The organism is Paenibacillus sp. 1-18, assembly GCF_000520755.1.
Taxonomy (GTDB): domain Bacteria; phylum Bacillota; class Bacilli; order Paenibacillales; family Paenibacillaceae; genus Paenibacillus; species Paenibacillus brasilensis.
In genome coordinates, this window is sequence record NZ_ASSB01000238.1 from 39968 (window position 1) to 56805 (window position 16838).

Consider the following 16838-nt stretch of genomic DNA (forward strand, 5'->3'; position numbering starts at 1 on the left):
AATGAGTTGGTTAACACTTGGTGAATTAATCCATACAACGCTCGTTTTTGCGACGGCGATTATATTTGCGTCTCTCGGCGGAGTTTTTTCAGAAAAATCAGGTGTAACGAACCTCGGGTTGGAAGGACTTATGGTATTCGGGGCGTTTGCGGCTGGTGTCGGCGGATTTTATGCCGAACAAGCGGGGCTGGGAGGGACCTCTGCAGCTTGGGTAGGTGTGCTATCGGCTGCGGTGTTCGGTATACTGGTTTCGTTGATTCATGCTGTAGCTTCGATTACGTTTAAAGCCGATCAAGTCATAAGCGGGATTGTCATTAACTTTCTGGCGGCAGGTAGTACGCTATACATGGTCAAGCTTTTATTTGAAGGTGATGGTGACACCGGTCGTATTCAGGGTTTTAACGAAATCTCCATTCCTTATCTTGTGGATATTCCAATTGCAGGGAAAGCCATTTTCCAGGCATATCCAACGACGTACCTGGCTATTTTGTTGGTTATTATTGGATATTTCGTCTTGTATAAAACTCCGTTTGGCTTGCGTTTGCGTTCGGTTGGGGAGCATCCAGGTGCAGCGGATACAGTAGGGATCAAGGTTAATCGCCTTCGTTATATCGGCGTTATGATCAGTGGTGCGCTGGCTGGTATTGGTGGAGCTACGATCACCCTGACTACAACCAATATGTTCTCGCACAATACAGTTTCAGGCCAGGGGTATATTGCTATTGCCGCCATGATTTTTGGTAAATGGAATCCACTCGGTGCTTTTGGCGCGGCCGTGTTTTTCGGTTTTTCACAAGCTATTCGCAACTATGTACAATTGTTTGCATGGTCGCAAAGTATTCCCCAGGAAATTATTTTTATGCTGCCATATCTCTTGACGATTATTGTACTGGTAGCAGCTGTAGGCCGGTCACGGGCTCCGGCTGCATTGGGTCAACTTTATGATCCAAGCAAGCGTTAGTAACGTTAATAACTCACCAACGGCTGACTGCGGTATGTTTTAAAACTGTAAATTGGACATCTGAAAATCTGGTATCTGCATCTGCAGGTACTAGATTTTTTTAGGTTGTGCAGGCATTTAAACATACGCTTCTGGTATGAAGAGAATAGAATGTGCTATGCAGATTGGACGGACGCTCGGCCCCTGTCAGCTCCAGTCTATTTTGTGGTGGTGGTGAGCTATCAAGGAGCCGTTCAATCTGTCCATTCGTTGAGAAAGAAGGAGGAAATGCGATGAAACAGGCAGTAACCAGAAAGCAGGTGGAGAAGCTTGTCGGCAAAGTCATCTTCGCTACTCGCAAGGATGGTTCCCAGGTCAGCGGCAAGCTGATCCGCATTTCGGGTAACCGACTGGTTCTTCAACCAAACCGCAAGAAAAAGGTCAACACGAAGGCGATTATTCCCCTGGTGCTGTTTGACTTGCTTGCCATCGGCACGGCCCCTTACATTGGTGCCTACGGAGGTGGATATAACGGTTACGGACCAGGTTATGGTGCACCGGGATATGGTCCTCAATCTGGTCCTGGGTACCCCGGAGTAGGTTATCCGTATTACCCCAATTTATTTTAGGATAACAAGACCATGATCCAAAGAGGCCGCTTTTCACAGTGATTTTTCAAGTTCGTGGCATCGGCTCAGGGCTACGTATCGCAGCATGTGATATTGGTGACGCAGATAAAAATGGATTCCCCGGATATTGTCTTCGTCCACCATGACTTTGGCCCGCTTGCAGCGTCGCATTCGTCCGTAGTGTTCGGCATACTCCAGTAATTTTTTTCCGTAGTGCTTACCTTGATGAGCTGAAGAAATTGCGATCAAATCAATGTATAACAGTTCTCCATGCAGCATAACATGAATGAAGCCAACAACCTGTGCATTATCCGGCCTGCAAGCCACAAAAGTGATGCCCCGGTTTAAGCGCCGGGGTAATTCTTTTCGTATTTGCTCCATGTCTTGGGCGCTTAAATGTGATAGGGGGACAAGCTCCTGCTCGATCAGACGGAAGATCACCGTATCATCCTGAGCAACGCGTTTGCGAATCATAAACGGGCCTCCTTTTCTACCCTGTTAACAAGACAAGACGTGGCTTTGGAGGTGTACACCCGTCTTACCGTGTGGTCTTTTTATAATATGCGGGTACCGGTTACATGCGTGCTACTATGAGGTGCTGCAAAAGATAAACATAAATTTTTATGAAATCTGGGTATTGACTATCCCAGATGGGGGACATATAATGTGTCTAAACATTTGAAAGAATCATGAACTCAACGGCAATGAAGAGGACGAAGTGATTAGGGCTCTTTTGTTCAGAGAGTGAGGCATTAGCTGCAAGCTTCACCAAAATCCCTTTTTAACGAGCTCACCTTGGAGCTGTTTTCCTGAAAAGTATTTGGCCCCGATGAAATTTAACGGTCGCTAAATCCCTATTAGGGAAAATCGTACGGTCTACGTTACAGACGCCAGATATGGGAATCCTTTGTGATTTCTGTACCTGCCAAGGTTCGATATTGTGAGATATCGGGCAAACACGGGTGGTACCACGGAAGCTACAGCCTTTCGTCCCTCAGTAACAGCAAGTCTGTTCTAGGGATGGAAGGTTTTTTTGTTTTCACAAATGTCAGCTGTATGTAAATTTTGTAAAGGAGGATGACCAATGAGTGCACAAATTCCTGAAGTTCGGTCAACCGATGAATTACGTCAAAAGTGGATGGAACCTGAAGTGATTACAGGTTCGGAAATTTTGCTCCGTAGCCTGTTGCTGGAGGGAGTAGATTGTGTCTTCGGATACCCTGGTGGTGCAGTGCTTTATATTTATGATGCCATGTATGGCTTTGAGGATTTCAAGCATGTCCTCACCCGTCACGAGCAAGGAGCTATTCATGCGGCAGATGGTTATGCACGAGCAAGCGGAAAAGTTGGGGTTTGTATCGCGACATCCGGACCTGGTGCGACAAACCTGGTAACTGGTATTGCGACGGCTTTTATGGATTCGGTACCGCTGGTGGTCATCACGGGTAATGTTATATCCTCCCTGATCGGCACGGATGCTTTCCAGGAAGCTGATATCACGGGGATTACAATGCCGATTACGAAGCACAGCTATTTGGTAAGAGATGTAGAGGAACTGCCGCGGATCATCCATGAGGCATTTCATATTGCCAACACAGGCCGCAAGGGACCGGTGCTAATTGATATTCCGAAGGATATTTCGGCAGCCCAAACGCTGTTTGCCCCACAAACGGGACCTGTGATCATGCGGGGCTATAACCCGACAGTGCTGCCTAATAAAATTCAACTAGACAAGCTGACTCAGGCCATTTCCGAGGCAGAACGCCCGTTCATTCTGGCCGGTGGCGGGGTTGTATACTCTGGTGGACATGAGGCACTTTACGAGTTTGTTCGTAAAACGGAAATTCCGATTACGACAACATTGCTGGGGCTGGGAGCTTTCCCGAGCGGACACGAGTTGTGGACAGGAATGCCGGGTATGCACGGAACGTACACCTCCAATCAGGCTATTCAACAGTCGGATTTGCTGATCTGTATCGGTGCTCGCTTTGATGATCGGGTGACAGGCAAACTGGACGGATTTGCTCCACAAGCCAAAATCGTCCACATTGATATCGACCCTGCTGAAATTGGAAAAAACGTTGCGACCGATATTCCAATTGTAGGCGACGTGAAGGCGGTACTGGAATTGCTGAATCAGGATGTGAAACGCGCAGATCAGGCAGATGCATGGAGAGCGCAAATTCAGCAATGGAAGAACGAAAAGCCTTATTCTTACAAGGATTCCGATACAGTGCTCAAGCCACAATGGGTTATCGAGTTGCTGGATGAAACAACCAAGGGCGGCGCAATCATTACGACCGACGTGGGTCAGCATCAAATGTGGGCAGCACAGTATTACAAATTCAATCAGCCGCGCTCATGGGTAACATCTGGCGGACTGGGTACGATGGGCTTTGGTTTTCCTTCTGCGATTGGTGCTCAGATGGCCAATCCCGACAGATTGGTGATCTCGATTAACGGTGACGGCGGTATGCAAATGTGTTCACAGGAGTTAGCCATCTGTGCTATCAATAACATCCCGGTCAAAATCGTAATCATTAACAATCAGGTACTTGGGATGGTTCGTCAATGGCAGGAATTGATCTATGACAATCGGTATAGTCACATTGATCTGGCTGGAAGTCCGGATTTTGTGAAACTGGCTGAAGCATACGGTGTAAAAGGTCTGCGTGCTACAAATAAGGAAGAGGCACGTCGGGCTTGGCAGGAGGCGCTTGATACACCCGGACCGGTCGTTGTCGAGTTTGTAGTCAGCAAGGAAGAGAATGTATATCCGATGGTGACACAAGGTTCGACAATTGATCAAATGTTGATGGGGGACGAGTAAAATGACGACTAAAAATACCATTGCTGTACTGGTAAATGATCATCCCGGCGTATTGCAGCGGGTGTCTGGCTTGTTCGGTCGCCGTGGCTTTAACATTGAGAGCATCACCGTTGGTCAGTCGGAAGAAGCTGGCTTATCCCGCATGGTCATTGTAACTGTAGGAGATGAGAACAACCTGGAGCAGATCGAAAAGCAGCTTTATAAGCTGATTGATGTAATCAAGGTCATTGATCTCAGTTCAAAGCCGATGGTTGCTCGTGAATTGGCGATGATCAAGGTAAAGGCAGAGCCACCTCAACGACCAGAAATCATGGGTGTGGTGGAAACATTCAGAGCAGCTGTAATTGATGTTGGAACGACGAGCCTGATCGTTCAGGTCATTGGTGATACCGAAAAAATAGACGCCATGATCGAGCTGTTGAAGCCATACGGTATTCGTGAGCTCACCCGAACCGGGGTTACAGCGATGATACGTGGCAATGCTTAATATGGAGCTTTAACGTATTACCGCTTATAGCGCATTACATCAATAAAGAACCGCCCGCATAAGAGCGGGGGCTCGAAGGGATTTGGAGATACCGTTCGCGAGGTAAAGTCTCTTGGAGTACCCGCTCATTATGAAGGGTCCAATTAAAAGGAGGAAATTAACCATGGCAGTTACAACGTACTACGAAAAAGATGCAGAACTTAGCGTATTGAAAGGAAAAACAGTTGCCGTTATCGGTTACGGTAGCCAAGGACATGCTCAAGCACAAAACCTGCGTGACAGTGGTGTGAATGTTGTTATTGGTTTGCGTGAAGGCAAATCAGCCGATGTCGCAAGAAACGACGGTTTTGAAGTTCTGAACGTAGCTGATGCAACAAGCCGTGCAGATGTGGTTCAAATTTTGTTGCCGGATGAGACACAAGCTTCTGTGTACAAAAATGAAATTGAACCTAACCTGAAAAAAGGTGCAGCTCTTCTGTTCTCCCATGGTTTTAATGTTCATTTCGGACAAATCGTAGCTCCTAAAGATAGTGATGTATTGCTGGTTGCTCCAAAATCCCCAGGACATATGGTACGTCGTACCTATGTAGAAGGTTTTGGCGTACCGGGCCTGATCGCAATTGAGCAGGATGCAACGGGCCAAGCCAAGGAAATCGGTCTTGCTTACGCAAAAGGCATTGGCTGTACACGTGCGGGCGTAATCGAAACCTCCTTCCGTGAAGAAACGGAAACGGACCTGTTCGGTGAGCAGGCGGTATTGTGTGGCGGCGTGAGCGCACTCGTAAAAGCAGGTTTCGAAACACTAACTGAAGCAGGATATGCTCCTGAGATGGCTTACTTCGAATGCTTGCATGAGCTTAAGCTGATTGTTGACCTGATGTATGAAGGCGGATTGGCAACGATGCGCGATTCCATCAGTAATACAGCGGAATATGGTGATTATGTAACTGGACCACGTGTGGTAACAGAAGATACGAAGAAAGCGATGAAGGAAGTATTGACTGATATCCAGCAAGGTAAATTTGCTCGTGACTTTATCCTTGAAAATCAATCCGGACGCGCATTCCTGACGGCTACTCGTCGCAACGAAGCTAACCATCCGATTGAAGTGGTGGGCGGACAACTGCGTGAAATGATGCATTGGATCAAGAAATAATCTCTTTTTGTACAATGAATTCCATAAAATGATTTATTCATAAAGTTTAAATTACAATGCGGCCCTGCTTATTGCGTGAGCCGCATTGTAATTTAAAGGTCCTAATCCTGAGGGAGGTGCGTTACGTTGCGCAAAATATATATATTTGACACAACGTTGAGAGACGGAGAACAGTCACCGGGCGTGAATTTGAATACCCGTGAGAAAGTAGAGATTGCCCATCAGTTGGAAAAACTGGGTATTGACCGTATGGAAGCTGGATTCCCGGCTGCATCACCAGGGGATTTGGCCGCCGTTAATGCAGTTGCCAAGGCTGTCAAAAATTCAACAGTCATTGGCCTTTCACGTGCAAGGGAGCAGGATATTGACGCGGTTCGCGAGGCGCTCAAGGGAGCCCAGGACCCATGTATCCATATCTTCTTGGCGACCTCTCCGATTCACCGTCAGCATAAGCTGCGGATGGAGAAGGCACAGGTGTTGGAAACCGCACGTTCAGCCATTCGCTACGGGCTAAAGTATTTGCCCAAAGTGGAGTTTTCTTTGGAGGATGCAGGTCGAACAGAGCTTGATTTTGTAGTTGAAATGGTCACTATGGCTGTACAGGAGGGTGCGTCTGTCGTTAACATTCCAGATACAGTGGGCTACTTGACACCTTATGAATACGGCAATATTTTCAAGCATATCAAGGAAAATGTAGTTGATGTGGAAAAGATTCAGCTGAGTGCGCATTGCCACAATGATCTGGGCATGGCTACCGCTAATACGCTGGCTGCCATCCTGAACGGAGCCGATCAGATTGAGGGAACCATTAATGGCATTGGCGAGCGTGCTGGAAATACAGCTATTGAGGAGATTGCAATGGCGCTGGAAACGAGACAGGAGTTTTTCCAGGCCAAAACGTCTCTGCAATTGTCTGAAATTGCCCGTACGAGCCGTTTGGTCAGCCGTTTGACAGGGATGGTGGTACCGGGTAACAAGGCGATTGTTGGTGCGAATGCTTTTGCCCATGAATCAGGTATTCATCAGGACGGCATGCTGAAGGAAAAAACAACCTATGAAATCATGACGCCGGAAAGTATCGGTCTGAAGGAAAGCAAGCTGGTTCTGGGCAAGCACTCCGGACGTCATGCCTTCCGCGAGCGTTTGATTGAGCTGGGCTACGAATTGAGCGAGGAAGAACTGAACCGTGCTTTCGGGCAGTTCAAGGACTTGGCTGACAAGAAGAAGGAAGTATCGGATGATGATATCCTGGCGTTGCTGGAAGAAAAACTGGCAGATACACCTGAAGTCTTCAAGCTGAAAACGATTTTCGTAACTTATGGCAATGAGGCTACGCCTTCTGCCAAAGTGAGTCTGGTTAACGACACAGGTCAGATTATTGAGACAGAGGCTGAAGGGAACGGTTCTGTCGATGCGATCTACAATGCAATTGATCAAGCCAGCGGCGAGAGCGTTGTACTTTCGGATTACTCCATCAAGTCTGTTACCCATGGTAAGGATGCTTTGGGTGAAGTGCATGTGGTGCTGACTCAAAACGGGCTGTCTGTGCAGGGACGTGGCGTAAGCACTGATATTCTGGAAGCGAGTGCCCGGGCTTACGTGGATGCGCTGAACGGTTTGATTGACAAGCGTACAAACTACAGCAATCGCGTAGATTACAAGTCCTAAATATATACGATTTGAAGTGATTGATATTACAGGATTGGGTGTTCCCGGTCCTGTTTTGTTATATGTAAATAGAAAATCCAGCTTATAGGCTAAGCCTATTGAATTGATAGATTCTATATCTTAGTCAAAGTCCTGTCATATATGTTACAAAGAAGATATGAAAAATACGCCCGTATGGCTGTATAACAAGAGGAGTGTACGTGATGGCAGACGTGAAAAAGATTGCGGTAATAGCTGGTGATGGCATCGGACCGGAAGTGGTCGCTGAGGCAGAGAAAATTTTGAAACGTACGGAAGAAGTGTTTGGTCTTTCGTTTGAAACAGAGCATGCGCTGTTTGGCGGAATCGCTATTGATAAAAAGGGAACACCATTGCCCGAAGAAACACTGGCTGTATGTCAATCTGCAGATGCTGTATTGTTGGGGGCGGTAGGTGGGCCACAATGGGATAACAATCCTAAGGAACTTCGTCCTGAAACCGGCCTGCTGGGTATTCGTAAAGAGCTCGGCCTGTTTTCGAATCTTCGTCCCGCTGTCGTCTTTGATTGTCTTAAGGACGCTTCTACACTGAAGCCAGAGGTATTGGAAGGAACAGATCTGATCGTCGTGCGTGAGCTGACGGGCGGTATCTATTTCGGTGAGAAGTTCAGACGTGAGAGCGCTCAGGGTGAGGAGGCAGTTGATACCTGTGCATATAATGTAACGGAAGTAGAACGGATTGTTCGTCAATCTTTCGAGATTGCACAAAAACGTCGCAAAAAGCTTGCATCGGTAGACAAGGCTAACGTACTGGAAACCTCCCGTTTATGGCGCGAAGTAGTTAACCGGGTCGCTGTAGATTATCCAGATGTAGAGTTGGAGCATGTTTTGGTGGATAACTGTGCAATGCAATTGCTGCGTCGTCCATCCAGCTTTGACGTCATCGTGACGGAAAATATGTTTGGTGACATTCTTAGTGATGAAGCGGCTATGCTGACCGGGTCTATCGGTATGCTGTCCTCTGCATCACTCGGAGAAGGCAGCTTTGGTCTGTACGAGCCAGTGCACGGCTCGGCGCCGGACATTGCAGGACAAGGACTGGCAAATCCGATTGCAACGATTTTGTCCGTTGCTTTGATGTTCCGACTCACCTTCGGGTATGAGAAAGCGGCTGATGCTATTGAGAAAGCGGTAGCTGAGGTACTGGATGCAGGACATCGTACAGCGGATATTGCAGTGGATAAATCTCAAGCCATCTCGACAACTCAAATGGGTGACCTGATCGCAGCAGCTATTCGCTAAAAGCCCATAAGTGTACCTGTTTTGAAAAAAAGCTACCTATTATATAGTAAGCTTATACAGTCAATTATATAGTAACGCTATTACAGCAAATGTTAGCCCTGGGCAGCTCCTGAGTAATCAGGGGCTGCTTGTGTATGGGGAAGTGTAAGATAGCAAATGTGTATAAATCATGAATTTTCCTTCTAGTTTAAAATAATTATAAAAAAGTAATGGTTACAATATTGACTTTGAATTGTGCGAGTGATAACATTTATCAAGTAAGCTGTTAATACAATACAGATGATTGAGGAGAACACAATTGGTGTTTTTCTTACATATTTTAAAGGAGGATTTCATGTTATGGCAGAAAGATTGGTAGGAAGACCTGCACCTGATTTTGCATTGGAAACAGTGAGTGGGGACGGTCAAGAATTTGGTTCGGTGAAGCTTTCCGATTACCGTGGCAAATGGCTCGTATTTTTCTTTTATCCACTGGATTTCACTTTTGTGTGCCCAACGGAGATTACAGCATTGAGCGATGCTGCTGACCAATTCAAAGAGCTGGATACTGAAATTCTGGGTATCAGTGTAGACTCTGTACACAGTCACAAAGCATGGATTAACACAGCTAAAGAAAATAACGGTCTGGGCAAACTGAACTTCCCGTTGGCCTCTGACATCACAAAAAAAACAGCAAGCGATTATGGCGTTCTGATCGAAGAAGAAGGCGTTGCATTGCGCGGCTTGTTCATCATTGATCCAGAAGGCGAATTGAAATACCAAGTGGTTAACCACAACGATGTTGGTCGCAGTGTAGAAGAAACATTGCGTGTACTGCAAGCTCTGCAATCCGGTGGCTTGTGCCCAATGAACTGGAAACCAGGCGACAAAAACCTGTAATATCAGATATTGAATATTGAACAAGCAAGCCCCCAACAAACGGTTTTTATACCGATATTGGGGGCTTGCTTGCCTGTGTTATACAGTGAGAATATTAGGGTAAGCCGGTTTACATGGAGTAATACAGAGAAAAGTAACAAATAATTATGGAAATGTTGTTATGTCCTAGAGGAATTTTGGCTGACGAAAGCGAATAAGGTAGTGTAGAAGATAACAAGGCAGAACAGGTTTTGTTCAGAGGAGGCTGAGCCCGGATGAGTTATTGCTGTGGAGCAAGCATGGTAGGAACCAAGGGAACGCTGAAGCATTACCGTACCCAAGTCCATAATGTTCCTTTGCTGTTTTGCCCGGTATGTCGTCGCATTGAAGTTCATTATAAAGTCGAAAATGAATATGAAATTTTGGCTGAATATGCACATGGAGATGGGGCAAGCGAGATTGACTTTCAGGATTATGTCATGGAAGATGATGATACTATATTTGAAAACTGTGTAAATCGTGAGAGCGAAGATGCATTTGAAATTGTGAAGCGTCAAATTGACATGTCGCTTGATTTATTGATGGTAGCCAAACAGATGAATGATGAAAAATGGCAGGGAGAGCTTAAGAGAAGACTGGCTGTTATGAGCCAAAGACGATCCCGGCTTCAACATAATAAGAGCGGCAGTTGACTTCCTACACACCAAAGAAGCTCTCGAGAATTGAGAGCTTCTTTGGTGTGTAGGGCGCCTATTCCTAACTTATTCTTTCGTTTTGGTAATGTTGCGCATATATTATGACGAAAGAAAACGGGATAAAAATTTGGATTCGACACTTTTTCCGATTGACTCGAATCCTTGATCTTGTCTATCATAAAATAAGACTCGAATTGGAAAGAGATGGTCGGATTTATGTGAATCTGTTTTCTACACCATTGAAGGGTAGTCGATAGATTGTCTTTCTCTTCTGCAAGAATGTTACGCGTCCGATACGGCCAGTTTATCATTCCGAAACAAGGGGGAAGCCTGGCATGATCAGTGAATTCCAAGAAGCCTTGCTTGATACCGTGGGAGCTTGCCCTCCCACACAGATCGCCAATAACAAGTATGAAAATGTGCTGGAGAACCTGGATAGTGGTATCATGCTGTTTGACAGTGACGGGGTACTGACCTTTATTAACGTGCAAATGGCGAAATTGCTGGAATTACCACGTAGTTCGCTGGCGGGTCGCAACCTGATGCAAATTTTGCATCATCCTGAGTTAAGTCGGTTTAAGAAGAAGAAAATTATGCGGATTTATAAAGAAACTATCTTTCATAGAAAGCGCTATCACGAGTTAATTGATGAGTATGGTCGGCATTGGTTGATAACAGTGACCTACGGGGATCAGATGGACGGCAATTTTTTGTTTAGTGTCAAGGATGTGTCGGATTATAAGCAGATTGAACAGACGGCATACCAAAATGACAAGCTGGCGATGCTGGGACGCATCTCTGCTTCCATAGCCCATGAAATCCGTAATCCGCTTACTGCAATTCGGGGTTTTATTCAGTTACTTCGACCACATTTGATGGAGCTGGGCAGAGATGAGTATGCCCGCATTATTTTAACCGAAATTGATCGTGCAAACGACATTATTTACGAGTTTTTGAATTCGTCCAAGCCTTCGGCTCCGCAAAAAACGGCTGTATCTGTGATGGGATTGCTGAAAGAGGTTGTGATGCTGACAGAAAGCGAGGCATTGATGAAAGGCTGCCAGATCGCACTGGATGAAAATGAAGAGCTCATGAGGGTTTCCATTGATGTAAAGCAGATTAAGCAGGTTATTCTCAATATGATAAAAAATGCGATGGATGCCATTGAAAACATCAGTGATGAACGAGAGGGATGCATTGATATCCATACGGTGCTTGAAGGCTCCTATGTCCACATTTGCATTGAAGATAACGGATTGGGTATGGATCACAATACATTGTCGCGTTTATTCGATCCTTTTTTTACAACGAAAGAAAGTGGAACTGGTCTGGGACTGGCTGTGAGCTATCGAATTATCAAAAATCACGGAGGTTTTATTCATGTAGACAGCAAGCATGGAAGGGGGACACAATTTAAAATCACGCTTCCTGTGGTTTAAAATTGTACAGTTTTTGCAAAGGAGTGCTGTGTGCAGATTCTTTTGTGTTATGTTGCGCTGGAGTATAGGTATCACAATGTTGAAAAAGGTCGCCTGGAGCGCATAATCTGAAAAGATTATGCGCTTTTTTGGGACTCTAAGCTCGTTTTTTTGCGTGAGTGCGAAAATGAATTCGTGAATATAAGACTAAAAAAAGATTCACCTTTCACAGATTAAATGCTATTATATACCAGAATACAACATTATTTTTGATACTATAGACTTAAACAACGGCTTCCAAAGCTGTCAAACATCTTAGATGATCGGAATGGTCCGATATGCAGGGGGCTGAAGAGGCTGAATGAGTATACGACTGGAAATAAAGAGAACGATTGGCATTGGTATTGCTGCGATAGGTTTGTTTATCTTGGTTCAGTTATTTCATGTAACTTTGGATAAGATATACTCTCATAATATTTATTTCTTGGTATATCCAGTTATAGGTTTTGCCTGCGCCGCGATTTGTTTTTCTATTTTTTATCAATCCTGGTCCGTTCTGCTGGAGCAACTATCCTTGCAGAGACTTTTTATTGCGCCCACATTTCTAGTGACAGGAATGCTATACCTTGTTCATATCGTTTCGGTTAGTTTCCTAAGCCTGACAGATCTTTCTTTGTCTTCGAATATTTCGTTATGGCTTTTGTTTGTGAATCGAGCCTTTACTGCTATCATGTTCTTAATCATTTGTTTGCTCCCCTATAGAAAAACAAAGTCAGGATACAAGACAATTGCTTTGTGGGCAGGTATAAGCTGTATTTTGCTCATACTAGGGGTTATTAAGGCTTATGATACCGAATTACCGGATCTTCGTATAAAGCCTGAATTTGAAAATCCCGGATGGATGCTGAATCTGGTGGTTATGTTGCTGCTCGTGTCTACTATTATCTTCGGTTTACGAAGATATCGCGAATTACTCCCGGCGGAATATAGCATGTTTCTTATTATTCGTGGGAATGGACTTTGTGTTGTGAGCCAGTTGTTCTATATGTTTTCTGAGCAAATGAGCGATGTCAATCATCTTATGGGACTTTTGATCAATACGATGGCGTTTTATAATCTGCTGAACGGTTTGGTCCGGCAAATGGTTTTAGTTCCCTACCGGGAAAAGCAGGCGGCAGAATCTGAATTTAATTTCATTGCCTATACTGATGATATTACAGGACTTCCGAACCGTCGCCGACTGTCCCAGCGTCTGGATAAATTGTTGCGCGATTCGTTGAAATCGGAGGAGACAGTAGCGCTTTTAGTGCTGAATATTGATCGTTTCAAAACGATTAATGATTCGCTCGGACATATGGCTGGGAATTACCTGCTGTATGCGGTAGGTGAACGCTTGGGACATTTTAGCCATGAGGGGGAAGAGGTCTTCAGCATGGGTGGAGATGAATTTGCATTTCTTCTAACAGGGCACGAAGATATGGGAGCCATGAGGAATCGGATTGATGATATGGTGAAGCTGTTCGATCAGCCTTTTAATATTAGTGGAGAGTCTTATCATGTAATGGTAAGCGTAGGTATAGCTATGTACCCATTGGACGCAGATCAGAGTGAGCAACTTATTCAGCATGCGGATACTGCTGTTCATAGTGCCAAGGAGCAAGGAGTGAATTTTCAGCAGTATACCAGTGTGATGCAGATGCGAGCGCATGAAAGACTCCAATTGGAAAATGATCTGCGGCGCGCACTTGAAAATGAAGAATTTTCATTGGTATATCAGCCACGTGTTCATCTGCGAAGTGGCGAGTTAACCAGTTTTGAGGCATTAGTGCGTTGGAATCATCCCCAGCGTGGGATGGTGATGCCGGGAGATTTTATTTCGGTGGCCGAAGAAAGCGGTTTGATCGTGCCGTTGGGAGAGTGGGTGCTACGGGAGGCATGTCTACAAAACAAGCGCTGGCAGGAGGCGGGATACCAACCGATCCCGATATCGGTCAATTTATCCATGCGCCAATTTCAGCAAATCAAACTGGTGGATGTCATTCGGGGTATTTTGGCCTATACAAAACTGGAACCGTGCTATCTGGAGCTGGAGATTACCGAAAGTATGACCTTTGACAAGGATCGGGCTTTTGAACAATTGAAGAAAATAAAGGCCATCGGGGTTGCAATCAGTATCGACGATTTTGGTACAGGCTACAGCTCGCTGCATTATTTAAAAAATCTTCCGATAGACCGTCTTAAAATTGATCGTTCTTTTGTAAATGAGGTACTGGTCGACAGCAAAAATGCAGCCATCGTATCTACCATTGCCTCCATGGCTCACCATTTGAAGCTGAAGGTTACAGCAGAAGGCGTGGAAAACGAGGAGCAGCTTCATTTTTTGCAGGCCCAGGAATGCCATGAAGGACAGGGGTATTACTTTAGCCGTCCCATTCCGGCAGAAGCCTTTGAAAAATTATTTTTGCGTGAGCCTATGAATTGGCTGTCTCAGGATAGTATGTAGTTTACTTGCATTTTACAGATAGGTGAGTTATACTATATAACATCCTGATTCAGTTGTTTGACAATAGCTTGAGCGTGTCCACATAAGAATTGAGATGTTTTAAAATGCGGGTGTAGTTCAATGGTAGAACTTCAGCCTTCCAAGCTGATAGCGTGGGTTCGATTCCCATCACCCGCTTTCTGTTTTAAGACATTAGAAACCCTTGTGAAGCAAGGGTTTTTATTTTGTTCGTAATTAGATGAACACATTTTAGCCAGGGGCCATTGGGCATCCCGGCTTTTTTGCGTTCTTATGAACTATTTTACAATGTTATACAAATAAAAATCCGATTATTTCGCTTATATGCTATAAATAAACAGATAAAGAGAGATATTTACCATTTTTTGAAAAATAAGTATAGTTATATAAATGGGATATAATATAAAAAAGGATGATGTAACTGTAATGAGGAAAAATTATCTTCTTTTTTTAGTGTTAACGTTTGTGCTTTTTACCTTTCCGGTAAGCTCTTCGTTCGCTGCAGCTGACTTTCCGAATACGTCAACGAACGGAATGACTGGCTTTGCTGGACAGGCTAAAAATGAAAATGGAGCTTCCAAGCCTAGTACAACCGGGGCAAGAACGGTCAGGTTATCTATATCAACAATCTTAACGATTTGAAAAACCAGTTAGGGGATTCCACTCCAAAAATTTTGGTGATTGAAAAGAATATTTCTGCCTCCTCCAAAACCGTTGTCAATATCGGCTCCAACAAATCGCTCATTGGTTCTTACGCGCAAAACAAGCTGGTCAATATTCATTTGAAAACAACAGCTAATCAGGAAATGTAATCTTTCAAAACTTAACTTTTGAACACAGTGCCAACATTAACGGTAACGATGACATCCAGTTATATCTTACTGCGGGTACTAACTATTGGATTGATCACGTTACTTTTGCGGGTCACAATTATGATCCGAATGGTTCGGATTTGGACAAACTTTTGTATATAGGGCAATCGGCCGATTATGTAACCATCAGTAATTCGAGGTTTGCTAATCATAAATATGGTCTCATTCTGGGTTATCCTGATGACGGTAATAAAAATTATGATGGCATGCCCCATATCACAATTGCCAATAATTATTTTGAAAACTTGCTTGTCCGTGGCCCAGGGCTTATGAGATATGGATATTTCCATGTTAAAAATAACTATATTAATAACTTCCAACTGGCTTACACCATAGCTACGAATGCAAGAATTTATTCCGAGTACAACTACTTTGGCAAAGGTAGTGAAAAAGGTGGTATTCTTGATGATAAAGCCAATGGCGAGTTTAAAGACGTGGGGAGTTTTCCAGCCATCAAAAACCAAAAATCGCGTGTAACCAGCTGGAATCCAAGCAAGAACTACAGCTACCAGGTTCAAACGCCTGAATATACCAAAGAGTTTGTAACTAAATATGCCGGTTCGTCCAATACAACCTTGGTATTTGGGAAATAACTCTTAATTTATTGCAAATGCATTTTTATCTGCTATACTGACTTCAAGCAAGCATCCCATGAAAAGGAAGGTAACCATACGTCCGATGAAGTAAGCACACTGATTTTCCCATTGAACTGCACAGTTACTGGCAGGCGGCTGCAAGCTGCAACGGGAGAAGTGTGTCTGAAATGAGAGTTGGGACGTATGCGTTTATTCCGGAACGGGAGTCGGTTTTTTCGTTCATGGTTTTATTTTTGCATAAGCGTGTGTTCTGAAACGATCATAGCAGTCATTCTATTTTCCTTGTATGCAAGCCGCAGCCTTCTGCGGCTTTTTTTATTGCTTCCGGCGTGAAGACCGGACTGGGAAAGGATGATGATGGTATGAAAACCATTTTACGTGTTCGCAATGTAGTAAAGGAATGGAACGGAATCCCTTTGTTTGAGAATATATCGCTGGAAGTGACGGAGGGAAAACGGCTCGCGCTGTTTGGAAGAAATGGAGCGGGAAAAACGACGCTATTACGAATATTAAACGGAGATGAAGCGCCAACTTCTGGTCAAGTAGAGCATGATTTACCGCTGGAAGAGCGTGGCTGGCTGAAACAGCAGGATACGGTGAATTTGTCCCGGACGGCACTGGAGGCTGCACAGCAGGCCAGCCCACAGCACTGGCACCTCAAGCAAGCGTTGGGACAGCTGAAAGCTGACCTGGCCGATGCTGGAAAGGACGCGGAGCATCACCTGGAGCGTTACGGCGAACTGAGGGATGAATACGAACGCCTGCAAGGCTTCGCCTGGGAGTCTGAGGTGGAAAAGGCGCTTACCCGAATGGGAATGCCTGCGGAGACGTGGTCTATTGCCTATGGCGATCTGAGCGGCGGGCAAAAGACCAGAGTGCGGTTGGCCG

Annotated in this window: 13 protein-coding genes, 1 tRNA gene and 1 pseudogene; 14 read left to right on the forward strand and 1 reads right to left on the reverse strand. The window is 44.9% G+C overall.

The window, feature by feature from the left end:
* Window position 1 precedes the first annotated feature (1 nt).
* Together L693_RS0114820 and L693_RS0114825 are read left to right on the forward strand one after the other, a co-directional pair.
* Window positions 2-961, forward strand: coding sequence for an ABC transporter permease (locus L693_RS0114820; protein WP_025717925.1), 960 nt, complete (start codon window positions 2-4; stop codon window positions 959-961).
* Window positions 962-1233: 272 nt separating this feature from the next.
* A complete protein-coding gene (locus tag L693_RS0114825; protein ID WP_025717926.1) occupies window positions 1234-1569 on the forward strand; it encodes a hypothetical protein in 336 nt (111 codons plus the stop codon).
* Window positions 1570-1602: 33 nt separating this feature from the next.
* On the opposite strand, the gene L693_RS0114830 is transcribed toward L693_RS0114825, so the two are convergent.
* On the reverse strand, window positions 1603-2043 hold the full coding sequence (locus tag L693_RS0114830; protein WP_025717927.1) for a GNAT family N-acetyltransferase: 441 nt from the start codon (window positions 2041-2043) through the stop codon (window positions 1603-1605).
* Window positions 2044-2653: 610 nt separating this feature from the next.
* Between L693_RS0114830 and ilvB the strand changes: the two genes are divergently transcribed.
* From ilvB to L693_RS28140, 12 genes and pseudogenes are all read left to right on the forward strand, one after another.
* Window positions 2654-4399 (forward strand): biosynthetic-type acetolactate synthase large subunit, encoded by a 1746-nt coding sequence (gene ilvB, locus L693_RS0114835; RefSeq protein WP_025717928.1) that lies wholly within the window; start codon window positions 2654-2656, stop codon window positions 4397-4399.
* 1 nt (window position 4400) lies between these two features.
* Window positions 4401-4886, forward strand: a complete 486-nt coding sequence (gene ilvN, locus L693_RS0114840; protein WP_025717929.1) for an acetolactate synthase small subunit — start codon at window positions 4401-4403, stop codon at window positions 4884-4886.
* A gap of 163 nt (window positions 4887-5049) precedes the next feature.
* Complete coding sequence (gene ilvC, locus L693_RS0114845; protein ID WP_007429526.1) at window positions 5050-6042, forward strand: ketol-acid reductoisomerase; 993 nt, start codon at window positions 5050-5052, stop codon at window positions 6040-6042.
* Between the two features lie 126 nt (window positions 6043-6168).
* Window positions 6169-7710 carry a 2-isopropylmalate synthase gene (locus L693_RS0114850; RefSeq protein WP_025717930.1) on the forward strand — a complete coding sequence of 514 codons (1542 nt, stop codon included), beginning with the start codon at window positions 6169-6171 and terminating at the stop codon, window positions 7708-7710.
* A gap of 203 nt (window positions 7711-7913) precedes the next feature.
* Window positions 7914-8990 carry a 3-isopropylmalate dehydrogenase gene (leuB, locus tag L693_RS0114855; RefSeq protein WP_007429528.1) on the forward strand — a complete coding sequence of 359 codons (1077 nt, stop codon included), beginning with the start codon at window positions 7914-7916 and terminating at the stop codon, window positions 8988-8990.
* 339 nt (window positions 8991-9329) lie between these two features.
* Entirely contained in the window at window positions 9330-9869 is a 540-nt protein-coding gene (locus tag L693_RS0114860; RefSeq protein ID WP_013370083.1) for a peroxiredoxin, read from the forward strand.
* A 254-nt stretch (window positions 9870-10123) separates the two neighbouring features.
* A complete protein-coding gene (locus tag L693_RS0114865) occupies window positions 10124-10540 on the forward strand; it encodes a hypothetical protein (protein WP_007429530.1) in 417 nt (138 codons plus the stop codon).
* Window positions 10541-10878: 338 nt separating this feature from the next.
* Window positions 10879-11982 carry an ATP-binding protein gene (locus tag L693_RS0114870; RefSeq protein ID WP_025717931.1) on the forward strand — a complete coding sequence of 368 codons (1104 nt, stop codon included), beginning with the start codon at window positions 10879-10881 and terminating at the stop codon, window positions 11980-11982.
* Between the two features lie 340 nt (window positions 11983-12322).
* Entirely contained in the window at window positions 12323-14464 is a 2142-nt protein-coding gene (locus L693_RS0114875) for a bifunctional diguanylate cyclase/phosphodiesterase (RefSeq protein WP_025717932.1), read from the forward strand.
* Between the two features lie 106 nt (window positions 14465-14570).
* Window positions 14571-14641: transfer RNA gene (locus L693_RS0114880), tRNA-Gly, on the forward strand.
* Window positions 14642-14908: 267 nt separating this feature from the next.
* A pseudogene (locus tag L693_RS0114885) lies at window positions 14909-15947 on the forward strand (polysaccharide lyase family 1 protein).
* A gap of 365 nt (window positions 15948-16312) precedes the next feature.
* Window positions 16313-16838, forward strand: a 526-nt coding sequence (locus tag L693_RS28140) for an ATP-binding cassette domain-containing protein (RefSeq protein ID WP_155983840.1), incomplete at its 3' end; no start/stop codon positions are given.